Raw genomic sequence first — 17,541 nt, 5'->3', positions numbered from 1 at the left:
GGTGCGCTTCGCTTACCACGCGCTACGAAAGCCTATCGATCCAGCTTTGTGCACATACCGTAGCGCGTGGTAACGAATCTCGCGAGGTACGAGCGTATGAGGCACCCGCGGGAGGCGGCGGAACGACGCCCAGTGGCACATTTACCGATACCGGCAACGCATCAACCCCGGCACCGCTGCGCGCTGCTTCCGCGCCGGGCCGCCGCTGCGGGTGCGCTTCGCTTACCACGCGCTACGAAATGGTCTTAGCTTGCTACTTTTACATCCACCGGCTGTGAGCGGGACCAGGCGATGATAAACAGGCCTAGGGCGATCATGGGTAGTGTGAGTAGCATGCCCATGGTGAACCAGCCGAAGGCGAGATAGCCAATATGGGCATCTGGCATGCGGACAAATTCGACCAAGAAGCGGAAGACGCCGTAACCGACTAAAAATAGCCCGGAAACTAAGCCCCGCGCGGTTGGCTTGGCGGATACCCACCATAAAATAACGAACAGGACAGCGCCTTCTAGAAAGGCTTCATAAAGCGCTGATGGATGACGAGGTTCAGGCCCCATACCCGGAAATGGCATGCCCCAAGGGAGGGAGGTAACGCGGCCTGGCAACTCATGGTTGATGAAGTTACCAATGCGCCCTGCACCTAACCCGATAGTGACCACAGGGGCAATAAAGTCGGTGAGCGTTAGGAAGGCCAGCTGTTTACGCCGGGCAAATATCCAGGCGGCAAGCACCACACCGATTAGCCCGCCGTGAAAGCTCATACCGCCATCCCATACGCGGAATACCCATAACGGGTCGGCCGACCACTGCCCCAGCCCGTAAAATAGCGCGTAGCCCAAGCGGCCACCGGCCACTACCCCTATCGCGCAGTAGAACAGCAAGTCGCTGATATCGTCATTATTAAGACCAATGCGTGATGCACGCTTGCAGCCAAGCCACCAGGCGGCGGCAAAACCCACTACGTACATCAAGCCATACCAATGGACTTGCAGCGGCCCTAAGGAAATAGCCACTGGGTCAATCGTCGGGTAATTAATCATTTACACTCTCTAATCTAACCAAAGGAAGTAAGCACTAACGCGAATGATAAGCGCACAATGATAATTACGCCTCGCTAGAAAGCCACCATTATTATCGCACTGGTAACGTTAGGGAGACGGTGACACTGCCATTGTGCCGGGGAACCAGCTAGCAATCATATTGAGAAGGGTTTCGGGCTGATAGGGTTTCGACAGTAGATCGTCCATACCCGAGGCCAGACAGGCATCGCGCCCAGCATTGTCTATATTAGCAGTTAGCGCCACTAGAACGCTTTTTTTACCACCGTGGCTTCGCTCGTATTCACGCCACCGCCGAGTGGTTTCGAGTCCATCTAGTGTGGGCATAAAAATATCCATAAACACTAAATCAAACACACTATTGCGCTGACGTTCTAATGCTTGCTCGCCGCTGCTAACGCCTTCTACCTGAAGCCCTTGGGTTTCAAGCATTTGGCGCGCCAGCATCAAATTAACGGGTCCATCATCTACCACTAGCACCCGCAAATGCCGTTGTAATACGGCATTTTCTTCCTGCTGCCGCTCACTCTCTTCCTCTGTGCTTTGCTGCACAAGGCTGGACAACAGCGCGCGGATATCCGACAACCGCTCACGCACACTGGTGATATTATGAAGACATTTAGCACTGGTATCGTCGTCAGCCATGGCATTTAAATATTCGTCTAAGTTGTCGGTTTCACTCTGCAGCAGCGTTAAATAACTAGACTTTAAACGTGACTCTTCACGTGCGCGATCACGGCCTGCCGTTAACTGCTTAAGCTGCCGTTGCTGACGCTGCAGGTCTGCCAACAATGACTGTTCATGCTCTTGCTGAGTGTTTCTAGAAACGTTGCTGGCCACTTGTGAGCAGTGCATGCAACGCTCTAGCCCTGCCAGCACAGCGTTGACGCTGGCCAGACGTTGGAGTGGCAGGTGGGATTCATCTATAGCCTTTGGCGGAGAGCATTTGTGGTCTGCTATTGACCTGACAGCCGTCTCACATAGCGCTTGGCTATGCTGTTCAAGCTCAGTCAGCTCTTGCATAAAGCGGGTGTCTTTTCGACGGGCACGCGCTTTTATTAGCATAAGAAAGGCACCAACATTCAAACTACTGCCCATGAGTAGCGCTAACGTTAACCATAGCGTGGTGCTCCATGAGACATAACTCGGCGACATCCACCATATTGCGGCGGCCACTGCCAGGCACAGTAGTATCAATGCCGCTTGTGAAAGCAGCAAAGGCCACACTAGAGGCCATACAATGGCGTTCCAGAAGTGTTCCCTTTGATAGCGTTGCATGATCTCGCCTTCCTCGTGGCCAAAAGGCCTGTGATAACGTGACCGTAGTTGAAACTCAGCGTAGTTGAAACTTAGCAGTGCGTGCTGATGTTGCTAAACACACCATCGCGCATCCATGGAGTAGCGTGATTTATGCTACAAACGTGATACTGACATTAGTGTACGTCTACATTTAGTTAATGTCATGCTGCTCTTCCGTTGAACGCTTTTAATTATTTCTGCCTGTGAGTTTGCTATATGTGTTTAATAACGTTTGCATGGCAACCCGGCTCCCCCGTACCGCTAAGGCTAATGGGTAACCGTGATGAATTCCATACACGCCCCACTGCTTCGCTTAATCATTGGCAAGATAACGCCGAGATTGCCGGTGGACGTGATTTAGAGGCAGGCGGCTCTTGGCTGGCCGTAAAGCGAGGTGGCATTGTCGCGGCGCTAACCAATGTACGCGACCCTCAGCTAATATTGCCATCTGGTACCCCTAGCCGGGGACATTTGGTGGCTAATGCCCTGCAGTGCGACGATATTGAAGCGTGGTTAATAGCGCTAAGCCAAGGCGATGCACTGCGTTATGCGGGGTTTAACCTACTCGTTGCAACTCCCCAGCGGCTTTGGCATTTGCACCGCGGCCGAGAGCGCCTCTCTCTTAGCGAAGTAGCCCCCGGCGTGCATGGTTTGTCTAACGCAGACCTCAATTCACCATGGCCAAAGCTTGTCCATGTGCGCAATGCGCTTGAGCAGAGTTTTCGGCTTGAGTGGCCAAACAACGTAAAAGGCGCGATGCAAAACCCTCACGAAGCCGATATTGATGAGCTGCCGAATACCGGCGTAGGGCTTGAATTGGAACGCCAGCTCTCTGCGGCATTTATTGTTGGCGAGCGCTACGGTACCCGCGCCACTTCGTGGTTAACGCTGGATCACGCGGGCAACATTGAGATAACGGAACAGAGCTTCGGGCCGCTAGGGCGCTTTGAAAGCGAAACCACCCTAGCGATTCCTAAACATCCGTTATGACACCCCATCACTTTACAGGTAAAGCCTAATCCCGTGGCGGCATCAGGTGCGACAGCTGCCACTCATCTAAGCGCTGATCTAAATGCGCATGCACCAGGGCGGGCGTATCCAGCGCCATCACTTCTTGCAACAGTTGAGTAGCATCACTAAACGGCACACGACGAATGGCGGCGCGCACCTTAGGCAGGCTGGGCGCATTCATCGAAAGGCTGGTAAAGCCCATGGCCATTAGCAGCAGCGCGCCAGCAGGATCACCAGCCAATTCTCCGCACAGCGAAATCGGCTTATTAAGCCGCTTGGCGTCGGTAGATAGCTCCAACAAGGCACCGAGCAGGGCGGGGTGTAGCGCATCGTAAAGACTCGACACCCGTGGGTTGTTGCGATCTACCGCTAGTAAATACTGGGTAAGGTCATTGCTGCCCACGGAGAAGAAATCGACTCGTTTGGCCAGCGCATCCATTTGGTAGATGGTGGCGGGGACTTCAATCATTACGCCGACCTGGGGCCGAATGACAATAATGCCCTCTTCGCCCAGCTCTAAAATGGCGCGATCCAGCAGACGCAGCGCTTCATCCACCTCTTCCACGTTGGTGATCATCGGGAACAGTACGTAGAGGTTATCCAGATCAATCGAGGCTTTAAGCATGGCGCGCAGTTGCACCATCAGCACTTCTGGGTGATCCAGCGTTACTCGCATACCGCGCCAGCCAAGGAACGGATTAGCCTCTTCGATAGGGAAATAGGGTAGATCTTTGTCGCCGCCGATATCGAGGGTACGCATGACCACCGGCAGCGGTGCGAAGCCTTCCAACTGGTCGCGGTAGAGCTTGGTTTGCTCTTTTTCACCGGGGAAGCGTTCGGTGATCATAAACGGCACTTCGGTGCGGTATAGTCCTACTCCACCTATGCGGCTTTTCAGCAGCGCAGTGGCATCTACTGCCAACCCAGTGTTAACCATTAACGGCATGGTATGGCCGTCGGGTGTTTCACTGGGTAAATCCTGTTCGTGCTCAAGCAGCTCGCTGAGCGCTTCCTCTTCGGCGATCAAACTTGCGTAGCGCGCTTTTAACTCTGCGGCTGGGCGGACAAACAGGCGGCCTCGGTGGCCATCCAGCACCACGGCCGCTCCCCCCAGGCGCGGCAGCGGTAAATCCACCATGCCCAGCACCGTTGGAATGCCCATGGCGCGAGCCACAATGGCTACATGCGAGGTGCTAGAGCCACGCACCGAGACCAGCCCTTTGAGCTTGTCACGGGGCACTTCACCCAGCATTGCTACGCTGATTTCATCACCCACCAAAATGGCGTTATCGGGGTAGGTTTCTGGCGTTGAGGGCGTATCTTCCTGCAGGTGCGCAAGCACTCGGCGGCCAAGGTCACGGATATCAGCAGCACGCTCACGCAGGTAGTTATCGTCTACCCGCTCTAGGTACTGCACGTGGCGGCGCACTACATCGGCCAGTGCGCCGGGTGCCCACTGCCCTTCACGAATGCGTTTTTCGACTTCATCGGCAAGCGCTGCTTCACCCAGCATCTGTTGATATACATCAAACAGCGCCAGCTCTTGAGCGGAAATACGGCTTGCTAAGCGCTCGGCGGCAGCACGAATTTCATTGCGGGTTTTGCCAATGGCTTCTTTTAAGCGTGCGACTTCATAATCTTGATCGCTTGGGATCAGATCAGGCACGCTATTAAGATCAGCAGGCGGGGTAATGACGACTGCTTCACCCATGGCCATACCGGGCGATGCTGCCACGCCTTTAAACATTGCCTGGCCACCGGCCAGTGCTGGGCGCATTAAGTTGCCGGTCGCTAATGCGTGGGCAAGTACGCCTGCCAGTTGGGCGGCCATGGTCACCAGAAATGCTTCGTCTTCATCATTGTAGCGGCGCTTTTCGGCCTGCTGAACCACCAGCACGCCAAGCATATGGCGCTGGTGAATAATCGGTACGCCTAAGAAACTTGAGTAGCGCTCTTCCCCCGTGGCTTCGAAATAACGAAACTGGGGGTGGGTCTGGGCATCTTCGAGATTTAACGGCTCGCTGCGTTTCGCTACCAGGCCTACCAAGCCTTCGCCTAATGGCAGTACAACGCGACCCACCGCTTGCGTGCGTAGGCCAATGGTTTCCATCAATACCAGCGACTCAATCTCTTTGTCGTAAAGATAGAAGGAGCACACATCGGTCTGCATTGCCTTACGAATTCGGCGAACCATCGTGGACAGCGCGGCGTCGAGGTTGCGAGCGCCATTCACTTCTTGAATAACTCGGCGCAACACCTCAAGCATGGACGTTTTACTTTTCACTATTATTTGCCTCGCTGAGGAATTTCCTGGCAGACCTGCACTGCCCTTTCGAGCAGCGCGGTCGCCCTAATCTTCATCCTGTGCCAGGCGCTGAACGCGGGGAGATAACTCTCGTAGCGCGCGCCGATATACCTCTCGTTTGAAAGGAACTACTTGCCCTAACGGGTACCAGTAGCTCACCCACCGCCACCCATCAAATTCGGGTGTAGGCGTTGCCGTCATGCAAATCTGGCTTTCCTGGCAACGGATTTTTAATAAAAACCACTTCTGCTTCTGGCCTATACAGACCGGACGCGAATGTGTGCGAATCATACGTCGTGGCAGACGGTAACGTAGCCAGCCCCGGGTGCAGGCAACAATATCAACATCGTCGGCGGTTAGGCCGATCTCTTCGTAAAGCTCACGAAAAAGCGCTTGTTGTGGCGTCTCGCTTGCATTGATGCCTCCCTGGGGAAATTGCCACGCATTTTGTCCTACCCGACGCGCCCAAAGCAGCTGCCCCTGGCTATTGGCAATGATGATGCCAACATTGGGGCGAAAGCCGTCAGCGTCGATCACGGACTTCACCTTCATAAATTTTCAGTTGTCCCCATTTTTCCACAAGGGAGACAAGCGTATCAATACAATATAACGCTAAGTGGTGAATGCTTACTTTGTCTTGGCCTGGTCGTTGGTGGGAAAGCCAGGGCGACTCTGCGATAATCCGGCGCTTTATAAACAACACTAACCATAAGGGGAGCGCCGTGAGTCTGGCCATTTTCGATTTGGATAATACGTTGCTATCCACCGACAGCGATCATGCCTGGGGCGAGTTTTTACTCGAACAGGGCGCGGTAGACCCGGTTGCTTACCGGGAAGCCAATGAGCGCTTCATGGCCGATTACAATGCGGGCACCCTGGATATGGCGGCCTTTTTGGAAGTGGCGCTTAAGCCGCTGGCCGATAATCCGCCTGAACAGCTTTCCGCGTGGCATCAGCAATTTATGATCAGCAAAATTGAGCCACATATTCTGCCCAAGGCGGAAGAGCTGCTAGCCCGCCATCGCACCAAAGGCGATACGCTGCTGATTATTACCGCCACTAACCGCTTTATCACCGCACCGATTGCCGAGCGTTTGGGCGTAGATCATTTAATTGCGGTAAACCCTGAAGTGGCAAATGGCCGCTACACCGGGCGTGTTTCCGGCATCCCCAGCTACCGCGAAGGTAAAGTCACCCGCTTGAATCAGTGGTTGGAGCAGCAGAATTTATCAATGGATGGTGCCTGGTTTTACAGCGACTCGCATAATGATCTGCCGCTGCTTGAAAAAGTCGACCACCCCGTTGTGGTAGACCCCGATGACACCCTGCGTAAAATCGCCGAAGAGCGCCAATGGCGGATTATGAGTTTAAGAGATTAGGGTGTGAGGTGTAAGAAACCGCCCCACACCAACCCAGCACCGCTGCGCGCTGCTCCCGCGGGTGCGCTTCGCTTACCACGCGCTACTAAATCACGCCTTCACATGGAAATGGGAACACATGGATTTTCGTGACCCATGTAAAAACGAGGGGGTATGGATTCATCGTGGGGGCACATAGAACGGTGAATGCACGCACCCCGGCACCGCTACGCGATGCTCCCGCGGGTGCGCTTCGCTTACCACGCGCTACTAAATCACGCCTTCACATGGAAATGGGAACACATGGATTCTCGTGAACTATGTAAAAACGAGGAGCATGGATTCATCGTGGGGGCACATAGAACGGTGAATGCACGCACCCCGGCACCGCTTCGCGATGCTTCCGCGCCGGGCCGCCGCTGCGGGTGCGCTTCGCTTACCACGCGCTACTAAATCACGCCTGCACGTGGAAATGTGAACACATGGATTCCCGTCACCCATGTAAAAACGAGGAGGTATGGATTCATCGTGGGGCACATAGAACGGTGAATGCACGCACCCCGGCACCGCTGCGCGCTGCTCCCGCGGGTGCGCTTCGCTTACCACGCGCTACTAAATCACGCCTGCACGTGGAAATGTGAACACTTGAATCTCCGTAACCTATCTAAAAACGAGGGGGTATGGATTCATTGTGGGGCACATAGAACGGTGAATGCACGCACCCGTAGCGCGTGGTAACGAAGAACGCGAGTTCAGCGAGCGTTTGAGGCACCCGCGGGAGGCGGCGGAACGACGCCCAATGGCACCGCACCAACCCCGGCACCGCTTCGCGATGCTCCCGCGGGTGCGCTTCGCTTAACATGGATTCTCGTGACCCATGTAAAAACGAGGGGGTATGGATTCATCGTGGGGCACATAGAACGGTGAATGCACGCACCCCGGCACCGCTTCGCGATGCTCCCGCGGGTGCGCTTCGCTTACCACGCGCTACTAAATCACGCCTACACATGGAAATGGGAACACATGGATTTTCGTGACCCATGTAAAAACGAGGGGTATGGATTCATTGTGTAGGCACATAAAACGGTGAATGCACGCACCCGTAGCGCGTGGTAACGAAGAACGCGAGTTCAGCGAGCGTTTGAGGCACCCGCGGGAGGCGGCGGAACGACGCCCAATGGCACCGCACCAACCCCGGCACCGCTTCGCGATGCTCCCGCGGGTGCGCTTCGCTTACCACGCGCTACTAAATCACGCCTTCACATGGGAATGGGAACACATGGATTTTCGTGAACTATGTAAAAACGAGGGGGTATGGATTCATCGTGGGGGCACATAGAACGGTGAATGCACGCACCCCGGCACCGCTACGCGATGCTCCCGCGGGTGCGCTTCGCTTACCACGCGCTACTAAATCACGCCTTCACATGGAAATGGGAACACATGGATTTTCGTGAACTATGTAAAAACGAGGGGGTATGGATTCATCGTGTAGGCACATAAAACGGTGAATGCACGCACCCGTAGCGCGTGGTAACGAAGAACGCGAGTTCAGCGAGCGTTTGAGGCACCCGCGGGAGGCGGCGGAACGACGCCCAATGGCACCGCACCAACCCCGGCACCGCTTCGCGATGCTCCCGCGCCGGGCCGCCGCTGCGGGTGCGCTTCGCTTACCACGCGCTACTAAATCACGCCTTCACATGGAAATGGGAACACTTGAATCTCCGTAAACTATCTAAAAACGGGGGGCATGGATTCATTGTGGCCGCACAAAGAATAGTGAATTCACGAACCCGTAGCGCGTGGTAACGAAGAACGCGAGTTCAGCGAGCGTTTGAGGCACCCGCGGGAGGCGGCGGAACGACGCCCAATGGCACCGCACCAACCCCGGCACCGCTACGCGCTGCTTCCGCGCCGGGCCGCCGCTGCGGGTGCGCTTCGCTTACCACGCGCTACTAAATCACGCCTTCACATGGAAATGGGAACACATGGATTTTCGTGAACTATGTAAAAACGAGGGGGTATGGATTCATCGTGGAGGTACATAAAACGGTGAATGCACGCACCCCGGCACCGCTTCGCGCTGCTTCCGCGGGTGCGCTTCGCTTACCACGCGCTACTAAATCACGCCTGCACGTGGAAAGGTGAACACATGGGTTCCCGTGACCCATGTAAAAACGAGGGGTATGGATTCATCGTGTAGGCACATAAAACGGTGAATGCTCGCACCCGTAGCGCGTGGTAACGAAGAACGCGAGTTCAGCGAGCGTTTTAGGCACCCGCGGGAGGCGGCGGAACGACGCCCATTGGCACCGCACCAACCCCGGCACCGCTACGCGCTGCTTCCGCGGGTGCGCTTCGCTTACCACGCGCTACTAAATCACGCCTTCACATGGAAATGGGAACACATGGATTTTCGTGACCCATGTAAAAACGAGGGGGTATGGATTCATCGTGGGGGCACATAGAACGGTGAATGCACGCACCCCGGCACCGCTACGCGATGCTCCCGCGGGTGCGCTTCGCTTACCACGCGCTACTAAATCACGCCTTCACATGGAAATGGGAACACATGGATTTTCGTGAACTATGTAAAAACGAGGGGGTATGGATTCATCGTGGGCACATAGAACGGTGAATGCACCAACCCCGGCACCGCTTCGCGATGCTCCCGCGGGTGCGCTTCGCTTACCACGCGCTACTAAATCACGCCTTCACATGGAAATGGGAACACATGGATTTTCGTGAACTATGTAAAACGAGGGGGTATGGATTCATCGTGTAGGCACATAAAACGGTGAATGCTCGCACCCGTACGAGTTCAGCGAGCGTTTGAGGCACCCGCGGGAGGCGGCGGAACGACGCCCAATGGCACCGCACCAACCCCGACACCGCTTCGAAATTGAGGCTTTTAAACAGCCGGACTTACGCACGAATATAAGTAAAAAAATGCTTAACGGCTTAGAAGAGCATCAAGCGAGATCACATTACCAGCATGTTTCACTGCTAGCTTGACGTCATCAGTAACCAACGTAGCGGCTGCCACAAATGCGGAGGCAGAGATAATACTATCCGGAAGCTTCATCTGCGTACTGCGACGTATTTTGATGGTCTCGGCTTTGACCTGATGATTAAGCTCCACTCGAGTTAACTGACTCAATATCACTTTAATAGCCTGCTCTTCCTCCGGGGGTAAGCCGGGAAAAGCCAGAAGTTCTAGCTCGGTGATGACAGAATAAGCGTAATGAGCAGAAGGTAGACGCAATTGACGCTCAATGGCATTAATGAAGACATTGGTATCAAGCAGATAACTACCACTCATCCCGCTGCTTCCTTTGGTATTCGACTCCATCATGAGAGGCCAGAGATGGCGCCTTTACAGTCGCGAAATCAATACCCACTTGCTTAACAGAAGCGCTCAATTCTTCTGCTGTATTTTCATAAAGCACAACAATTCTGGCGTGCCGGTTCTTTAAATGCCCGTACTCATCCGGAATTTTAACTACCCCATTCTGAATATCTGTCTCAAATTCAATCGCATGCATCGTAGCCTCCCCTGCACCGAAATTGCTGATCTACTCATTTGACACGCTTTCTGCGGAAAATTCGAGTCGCTAAATGAGTTGGGTACATAATCTTAAATTATAAAGCGTTCTTACATCAGCGCATTAACGTTTGCCAAGTGCTACGACTTCCAACCCCGGCACCGCTTCGCGGTGCTTCCGCGGGTGCGCTTCGCTTACCACGCGCTACTAAATCACGCCTGCACGTGGAAAGGTGAACACTTGAATTTCCGTAACCTATCTAAAAACGAGAGGCATGGATTCATCGTGGCGGTACATCAAACGCCGAATGCACAAACCCCGGCACCGCTTCGCGATGCTCCCGCGGGTGCGCTTCGCTTACCACGCGCTACTAAATCACGCCTGCACGTGGAAATGGGAACACATGGATTTTCGTGACCCATTTAAAAACGAGGGGGTATGGATTCATCGTGGGGGCACATAGAACGGTGAATGCACGCACCCGTAGCGCGTGGTAACGAAGAACGCGAGTTCAGCGAGCGTTTGAGGCACCCGCGGGAGGCGGCGGAACGACGCCCAATGGCACTGCACTCAACTCGGCAACTCTGCGCGCTTAAGCTACTTTCTGTGTGCGGGTTTCCAACATTGCAGCAATGCTCAAATGGTAATCAATATCTGGCCACTCAATGCCTGTGGCGTCACAAATAAACCGGTAATGCCGCAGCACCTTAACAGAGGCCTGTTCAAGCTCGGGGTACCAGTTCATTGGCGTTGAAATACGTCGCCCATCGCTCAACTCGACATGGAGATAATGGTCATCAAAATGGACTTCTTTACCTGCTAAACCAGTCATTCCAAGTCTCCAAAAATTGCTGTTTATGCAAGCTAATCAATTCAAGACACTCCTTGAGCTCCTGCTTCTTTAATGATGAATAAACCACGACTTCAGACTCAATCTCGACTTTAGCCCAGCCATCTGACTTCATCACATGCACATGGGGTGGAGGGTGTTCATTAGCATAAAAAAAGAACTTGAAGCCTTTTTCATTTAGTAATGTTGGCACTTCAATTACCTCTTCCCATGATGCTAGAAGCATAGCAACCCTCAGCGGTACCGTCACTCGCAAAGCACACGCTTAATACACCAACAAAAAACCCCACAAGCGTGGCTTGCGGGGTTTGGCGTTTACTGGCGCTTGTCTAAAAGCGGCAGTGGGCGCGTTTAGCCGAGCAGGTGCTCGACGGCTGCACGCTCTTCGCGCAGTTCTTTCTCGGTCGCTTTCATCTTCTCTTGGCTGAATTCGTCAAGCTCGAAGCCTTGAACGATTTCATACTTGCCACCCTGGCAACGCACTGGGTAGGAGTAGATGATGCCTTCTTCGATGCCGTAGCTGCCGTCAGACGGGATCGCCATGCTGACGATACCTTTGGAACCTAGCGCCCAGTCGTGCATGTGGTCGATGGCTGAAGAGGCAGCAGAAGCCGCGGAAGACGCGCCACGTGCTTTGATGATCGCCGCGCCGCGCTGCTGCACGGTGGGGATGAAATCGTTTTCGTACCAGTCACGCTCAACCAGATCAAACGCTGCTTTGCCGTCAACTTTGCACTGGGCAAGATCAGGATACTGGGTGGCACTGTGGTTGCCCCAGATGATCATGTTTTCAACATCAGTGACGTGCTTGCCGGTTTTCTGTGCTAGCTGCGTCAGGGCGCGGTTGTGGTCCAGACGCGTCATGGCAGTGAACTGACCTGCGTCAAGATCCGGCGCGTTGCAGGAAGCGATCAGCGCGTTGGTGTTAGCTGGGTTGCCGACTACCAGCACTTTTACGTCACGGCTGGCGTGGTCGTTCAGTGCTTTACCTTGTACGGAGAAGATCGCTGCGTTGGCTTCCAGCAGGTCTTTACGTTCCATGCCTGGGCCGCGCGGACGTGCGCCTACCAGCAGGGCGAAGTCGACGTCTTTGAATGCGACGTTCGGGTCGTCGGTGGCGACGATGTCTTGGACCAGCGGGAAGGCACAGTCGTTAACTTCCATCACCACGCCGCTCAGGGCGTCCATTGCCTGAGGAATTTCCAGCAGCTGGAGAATGACAGGCTGATCCGGTCCCAGCATGTCGCCAGCGGCGATGCGGAAAATGAGAGAGTAGCTGATCTGACCGGCGCCGCCGGTAATCGCAATACGTACTGGATCTTTCATCATTGCTCCTTGATTGGTTCGCCTAGGGATGGTTCTCGCCTGAGGAGTGGCTCAACAGAACTCAAGACGCCAAGATGGTATGCCCAGTCGGACAAAAACTCAATCAGACATGAGACTAGTCATCAGGCCCGCACTAGCTTGCTGCTCGCTGAAAAGGGCGAGTTGCGCTATGGTGTCTTCGGCTTTAACGCCCCTCCTTTCGTGTAATGTTAACTTGTACTGCTAAGGACATGGACGCCCCCATGCGAAGAATTCCCTTCTCTTATGCCTTGGCTAGCCTACTCGTGCTGGTACTGGTGATATGGCTCGCTTTTGGTAATTTCCAACGTTTCCAAACCACACCACCGGACGCCACTCCCCACAGTGAGGCGGACTCGCGGGTTGAAATTGTCGTGCAGCAGAGCACACCGTTTATTCCCCAGCAGATCATTCAAGGTCAGTTGACCGCTGAGCGTGAAACCACCTTACGCGCCAACGTGGCGGGGTTTGTGACTGAAAAGCCGATTGCCCAAGGCAGCCGCGTTGAGGCGGGCGATACGCTATTAGTGCTGGATAACGACGCCCTCCCCGAGCGACTGCAGCAGGCCCAGGATGAGCTGGCCGTGGCCCAAGCCGAGTATGCTGGGGCACGCAACCTACGCGAGCGGCAGCTTATTTCACAGCCGGAGCTACTACGCTTGCAGAGTGCCTTGAGCGCCAGTGCTGCTCAAGTGGCGCAGTTGCAGAACCAATTAGATGACAGCCGTCCTACCGCGCCGTTTGAGGGCGTGCTCAACCGCGTGCAGGTTGAGCTGGGCGATTTACTGCAGCCGGGCGAAGAGTGGGGCCAGCTTGTCGACGACCGTCGCTTAAAAGGCGCCGCCTGGGTCTCACAACAGCAGGTGGGCGATTTGTCCATTGGCTTACCGGTCACGGCGCGGCTACTCAACGGTGACCATTTAGAGGGCGAATTGACGCACATTAGTAACCGTGCCGAGGAAGCAACCCGTAGCTTTTATATTGAAGCCACGTTGGATAACCCCGCGGGTAAGCGCTTAGCGGGCGGCAGTGCGGAGCTAACGATTACCCTGCCCCCACGCCAGGTACACACGCTTTCACCGGCGTTGCTGAGTTTGAACAGTGAGGGTCAACTGGCAGTTAAACACCTGGATGAGAACGATCAGGTGCAGCAGACCGCCGTTGAGATGGTCAGTGCGGATATTCAGCGGGCTTATGTGACCGGCCTACCCGACCCACTGCGTTTGATTACCTTAGGCGCGGGCATGGTCGATGTCGGTCAAACAGTAGACCCCGTCACCGCTGAAGAGACGACGTCTGCACAGCCCTCCTCACCGCACGCTTCCAGTACAGTCTTCAGACCAGCCGCCCGCACAGGATAGTGTTAATGCGCCAATTGATTAGTACGGCGTTAACCCACACTCGTACAACGTTACTGCTGTTAGTGGGGTTGATACTCGCGGGCAGTGCTGCCTGGCAGATGATCCCTAAAGAAGCCAACCCCGATGTAACGATTCCGATGATTTATGTCTCACTTTCATTGGAGGGCGTAAGCCCCGAGGATGGCGAGCGGCTGCTGATTCGGCCCATGGAGCAAGAGCTTCGTGGTATCGAGGGGTTACGCAAATTCACCGCCAAATCCAGTGAGGGTCATGGTTCGATTACCCTTGAGTTCGATGCAGGGTTTAACCCAGACACGGCGCTAACCGATGTGCGTGACCGGGTGGATATTGCCCGCAGCGAACTGCCTTCTGAGGCCGATGAACCTAGGGTAATGGAGGTCAATGTCTCCGAATTTCCGGTGCTGACCATCGGGCTTTCGGGGGAGCTGGATACCCGCGAACGGATTACCATTGCACGGCGCCTGCAGGAAGAGATCGAAGGCATCGCGGATGTATTAGAAGTTGATATCGCCGGTGACCGCGAAGATATGCTGGAAATCGTCGTCGACCCGCTGGTGTTGGAGAGCTACGGCGTCGATTTTGACGCGCTGTTTAATCAGGTATCGCGTAACAACCGCTTGGTGGCCGCCGGCAGTTTGGATACTGGCGCAGGCCGTTTAGCCTTGAAGGTCCCCGGTATTATTGAGTCCCTTGAGGATGTTATGAATATGCCGGTGAAAGTTGAGGATGACCAAGTGGTCACCTTTGGCGATGTAGCATGGATTAATCCCACCTATAAAGAACCTGAGGGCTTTGCCCGTATTGATGACCAACCAGCGGTGGTGCTGGAGATCTCCAAGCGCGCAGGGGCCAATATTATCGCCACCATTGCTGCCGTACGGGAGCGCTTGGCGCAAGCGGATGACTTGCTTCCTGAACAGTTGCGCTTTACGACCATTTTGGATGAGTCGACGACTGTCGAAAATATGCTCTCTGAGCTATTAAACAACGTTTTGACTGCTGTCGTTCTGGTGCTGATTGTGATCGTTGCGGTCATGGGCTGGCGCATGGCGTTACTCGTCGGCCTAACGATTCCAGGCGCCTTTTTGACCGGTATTCTGCTGGTGTGGGCGTTTGGCTTTACGCTCAATATTGTGGTGCTTTTCGCGCTGATTTTGGTGGCAGGCATGCTGGTTGATGGTGCGATCGTGGTCAGCGAACTTGCTGATCGCCACTTGCGCGATGGTCAAACACCCCACGAAGCGTGGCTTAACGCTGCTTCACGGATGAGCTGGCCAGTAATTGCCTCAACCGCTACTACCCTGGCGGTCTTTATTCCCCTGCTTTTCTGGCCTGGCGTGGTGGGTCAGTTTATGAAGTATCTGCCCGCGACGGTGATTCTGTGTCTGCTGGCGTCGCTTGCCATGGCGCTGGTGTTTTTGCCCACCCTGGGGCGCTTGTTTACACGTAGCGAAGTGACTGCTGACAATGCTGACCTGGACGCTAAACATGAAGCGGCCACAACGTCATTCGGTCGCGGCTATCGTCACTTGCTTGCCAGACTGCTCAAGCACCCTGCTTGGGTGCTGCTGGTCGCCGTGCTGTTGATGATACTGCTGTATACCGGCTATGCGCGTTTCAATCACGGTGTTGATTTCTTCCCCAACGTCGAACCCGACAGCGCGCAGGTGTTGGTACGCGCCCGAGGCGACTTCTCCGCGGTCGAAACCGATGCCATTGTGCAGCGCGTGGAAGCAAGGCTATCTGGCATGAGTGAAGTAAGAGCGCTGTATGCGCGCTCCTTTGCCGTGCCTAACGAGCAGATGGGCAATGATGTCATCGGTATGCTGCAGTTTCAGTTTATCGATTGGCATGAGCGCCGCCCTGCCCGGGCTATTTTGGCCGATATGGCTGAGCGGGCCCACGATATTCCCGGCATCACGCTGGAGTTTCAGGAGCAGGAGATGGGCCCTGGCGGTGGCAAACCGATCGTGCTTGAAATTAGCGCTACCGATCCAGCCGTTGCCGATGCGGGGGTTAACCAACTGAACCAGTTGATGCGCGAACTAGGCGGTTTTGTGGATATTCAGGATGATCGCAGCCTGCCGGGGGTGGAGTGGCAGATTAATGTCGACCGAGAAGCCGCTGCCCGTATGGGTACCGATATAACCACGATTGGTAGCGCGGTACAGCTACTAACGACCGGCCTTCAGGTCGCCAGCTACCGCCCGCCGGAAGTGAGCGATGAGGTGGACATCCGCGTTCGCCTGCCACAAAACTGGCGATCCCTGGATCAGTTAGAGCGTTTAACGATCAATACTCAGCGCGGCCAGGTGCCTATCTCGCACTTTGTAACCCTAACACCGGCGCCCAAGGTGGGCACACTCAGCCGCATTGATGGCCGTCGGGCGATTACCATTCAGGCCGACCTTAGTCCTGGCTATTTAGCCGATGAGCGCTTGCGCGCCCTGCTTGAGGCTAGCAGCGGCAGCTTACCTGATGGGTTAATGGTCAATGTGGCTGGTGAGCAGGAAGATCAGCAGGAGTCGATGCAGTTCTTAGTCGGCGCGTTTTTGATCGCCATCGGTTTGATGGCGTTGATTCTGGTGACCCAGTTCAATAGCTTTTATCAGGCGGGCTTGGTGCTTTCAGCGATTGTGTTCTCCACCGCAGGGGTGCTGATGGGCCTGCTAATTACCGGCCAGGCTTTCGGCATTGTGATGGTGGGGATGGGTGTTATTGCTCTGGCGGGCATCGTGGTCAATAACAATATCGTTTTGATCGATACCTATAATGAGCTCCGCCGAGATGGTTTATCCCCAGGAGAAGCCGCCCTGGAAGCGGGCTGCTTGCGCCTGCGCCCGGTACTGTTAACCGCGATTACCACGGTACTGGGGCTGATGCCGATGGTATTGGGTATCAACGTTGATCTGTTTTCGCCCGCGCTAGGCTTTAACGCCCCCTCCGCCCAGTGGTGGACACAGATGTCGAGCGCCATAGCAGGCGGCCTCACCTTCGGCACCGCACTTACTCTGCTGCTTACGCCTTGTATGTTGGTGATTGGGGGTAAGTTAAGGCGCAGGGGGTGAGGGGTGAATCGATTTCCTAGCGCGGTGTAAGCGTCAGCGCACCCGCGGGAGCAGAGCGGTGCCGGGGTTGGCTTATGCGGGCGTGGTTGGTTCGGTGCCGTTGGGCGTCGTTCCGACGCCTCCCGCGGGTGCCTCATACGCTCGTACCTCGCGAGATTCGTTACCACGCGCTACGGTTCATGTATCGTTCATCTAATGTGCATCCGTCGTCTTACACGGGTTACGGAAATTCATATGTTCACATTTCCATATGCAGGCGTGATTTAGTAGCGCGTGGTAAGCCTCAGGCGCACCCGCGGGAGCAGCGCGGAGCGGTGCCGG

At 55.0% G+C, this 17,541-nt stretch carries 13 protein-coding genes; 4 read left to right on the top strand and 9 right to left on the bottom strand.

What is annotated here, in order from left to right:
- Positions 1-245: 245 nt before the first annotated feature.
- Complete coding sequence (gene lgt / locus ACQKE4_RS07835; protein WP_427387697.1) at positions 246-1,040, bottom strand: prolipoprotein diacylglyceryl transferase; 795 nt, start codon at positions 1,038-1,040, stop codon at positions 246-248.
- 108 nt (positions 1,041-1,148) lie between these two features.
- Positions 1,149-2,336 carry a response regulator gene (locus ACQKE4_RS07830; RefSeq protein ID WP_427387696.1) on the bottom strand — a complete coding sequence of 396 codons (1,188 nt, stop codon included), beginning with the start codon at positions 2,334-2,336 and terminating at the stop codon, positions 1,149-1,151.
- Between the two features lie 237 nt (positions 2,337-2,573).
- On the opposite strand from ACQKE4_RS07830, the gene ACQKE4_RS07825 reads away from it, so the two are divergent.
- Entirely contained in the window at positions 2,574-3,347 is a 774-nt protein-coding gene (locus ACQKE4_RS07825; protein WP_427387695.1) for an NRDE family protein, read from the top strand.
- Positions 3,348-3,372: 25 nt separating this feature from the next.
- Here the strand turns inward: ACQKE4_RS07825 and ptsP are convergent, their stop codons facing one another.
- Together ptsP and rppH are read right to left on the bottom strand one after the other, a co-directional pair.
- Entirely contained in the window at positions 3,373-5,634 is a 2,262-nt protein-coding gene (gene ptsP / locus ACQKE4_RS07820) for a phosphoenolpyruvate--protein phosphotransferase (RefSeq protein WP_427387776.1), read from the bottom strand.
- An 84-nt stretch (positions 5,635-5,718) separates the two neighbouring features.
- A complete protein-coding gene (gene rppH, locus ACQKE4_RS07815; RefSeq protein ID WP_088701249.1) occupies positions 5,719-6,210 on the bottom strand; it encodes an RNA pyrophosphohydrolase in 492 nt (163 codons plus the stop codon).
- 185 nt (positions 6,211-6,395) lie between these two features.
- Between rppH and ACQKE4_RS07810 the strand changes: the two genes are divergently transcribed.
- A complete protein-coding gene (locus tag ACQKE4_RS07810) occupies positions 6,396-7,052 on the top strand; it encodes an HAD family hydrolase (RefSeq protein WP_427387693.1) in 657 nt (218 codons plus the stop codon).
- 2,932 nt (positions 7,053-9,984) lie between these two features.
- Here ACQKE4_RS07810 and ACQKE4_RS07805 read toward each other — a convergent pair.
- From ACQKE4_RS07805 to ACQKE4_RS07785, 5 genes are all read right to left on the bottom strand, one after another.
- A complete protein-coding gene (locus ACQKE4_RS07805) occupies positions 9,985-10,353 on the bottom strand; it encodes a type II toxin-antitoxin system VapC family toxin (RefSeq protein WP_427387692.1) in 369 nt (122 codons plus the stop codon).
- On the bottom strand, positions 10,343-10,576 hold the full coding sequence (locus ACQKE4_RS07800; protein WP_427387691.1) for a hypothetical protein: 234 nt from the start codon (positions 10,574-10,576) through the stop codon (positions 10,343-10,345). Before ACQKE4_RS07800 ends, ACQKE4_RS07805 begins: the two co-directional genes overlap by 11 nt.
- Positions 10,577-11,168: 592 nt before the next feature.
- On the bottom strand, positions 11,169-11,408 hold the full coding sequence (locus ACQKE4_RS07795) for a DUF2442 domain-containing protein (protein WP_427387689.1): 240 nt from the start codon (positions 11,406-11,408) through the stop codon (positions 11,169-11,171).
- On the bottom strand, positions 11,389-11,676 hold the full coding sequence (locus ACQKE4_RS07790; RefSeq protein WP_427387688.1) for a DUF4160 domain-containing protein: 288 nt from the start codon (positions 11,674-11,676) through the stop codon (positions 11,389-11,391). Before ACQKE4_RS07790 ends, ACQKE4_RS07795 begins: the two co-directional genes overlap by 20 nt.
- Positions 11,677-11,777: 101 nt before the next feature.
- Positions 11,778-12,752, bottom strand: coding sequence for a malate dehydrogenase (locus tag ACQKE4_RS07785; protein ID WP_427387775.1), 975 nt, complete (start codon positions 12,750-12,752; stop codon positions 11,778-11,780).
- A 242-nt stretch (positions 12,753-12,994) separates the two neighbouring features.
- Between ACQKE4_RS07785 and ACQKE4_RS07780 the strand changes: the two genes are divergently transcribed.
- A complete protein-coding gene (locus tag ACQKE4_RS07780; protein ID WP_427387686.1) occupies positions 12,995-14,131 on the top strand; it encodes an efflux RND transporter periplasmic adaptor subunit in 1,137 nt (378 codons plus the stop codon).
- 5 nt (positions 14,132-14,136) lie between these two features.
- Positions 14,137-17,220 (top strand): efflux RND transporter permease subunit, encoded by a 3,084-nt coding sequence (locus ACQKE4_RS07775; protein ID WP_427387685.1) that lies wholly within the window; start codon positions 14,137-14,139, stop codon positions 17,218-17,220.
- The last annotated feature ends 321 nt before the right edge of the window (positions 17,221-17,541 follow it).

The sequence above is a fragment of the Halomonas sp. NPDC076908 genome, assembly GCF_050269715.1.
In the GTDB taxonomy this organism is placed as follows: domain Bacteria; phylum Pseudomonadota; class Gammaproteobacteria; order Pseudomonadales; family Halomonadaceae; genus Vreelandella.
The sequence above is the reverse complement of the archived record's forward strand: the minus strand, read 5'-3'. Positions and strand labels throughout refer to the sequence as shown.

Bases quoted from the DNA above. Each gene is read 5' to 3' on its own strand.
- ACQKE4_RS07800 (WP_427387691.1), bottom strand. From the start codon at position 10,576: ATGCATGCGATTGAATTTGAGACAGATATTCAGAATGGGGTAGTTAAA.
- ACQKE4_RS07825 (WP_427387695.1), top strand. From the start codon at position 2,574: ATGTGTTTAATAACGTTTGCATGGCAACCCGGCTCCCCCGTACCGCTA.
- ACQKE4_RS07780 (WP_427387686.1), top strand. From the start codon at position 12,995: ATGCGAAGAATTCCCTTCTCTTATGCCTTGGCTAGCCTACTCGTGCTG.
- lgt (WP_427387697.1), bottom strand. From the start codon at position 1,040: ATGATTAATTACCCGACGATTGACCCAGTGGCTATTTCCTTAGGGCCG.
- ACQKE4_RS07785 (WP_427387775.1), bottom strand. From the start codon at position 12,752: ATGAAAGATCCAGTACGTATTGCGATTACCGGCGGCGCCGGTCAGATC.
- ptsP (WP_427387776.1), bottom strand. From the start codon at position 5,634: ATGCTTGAGGTGTTGCGCCGAGTTATTCAAGAAGTGAATGGCGCTCGC.
- ACQKE4_RS07775 (WP_427387685.1), top strand. From the start codon at position 14,137: ATGCGCCAATTGATTAGTACGGCGTTAACCCACACTCGTACAACGTTA.
- ACQKE4_RS07805 (WP_427387692.1), bottom strand. From the start codon at position 10,353: ATGAGTGGTAGTTATCTGCTTGATACCAATGTCTTCATTAATGCCATT.
- ACQKE4_RS07795 (WP_427387689.1), bottom strand. From the start codon at position 11,408: ATGACTGGTTTAGCAGGTAAAGAAGTCCATTTTGATGACCATTATCTC.
- ACQKE4_RS07830 (WP_427387696.1), bottom strand. From the start codon at position 2,336: ATGCAACGCTATCAAAGGGAACACTTCTGGAACGCCATTGTATGGCCT.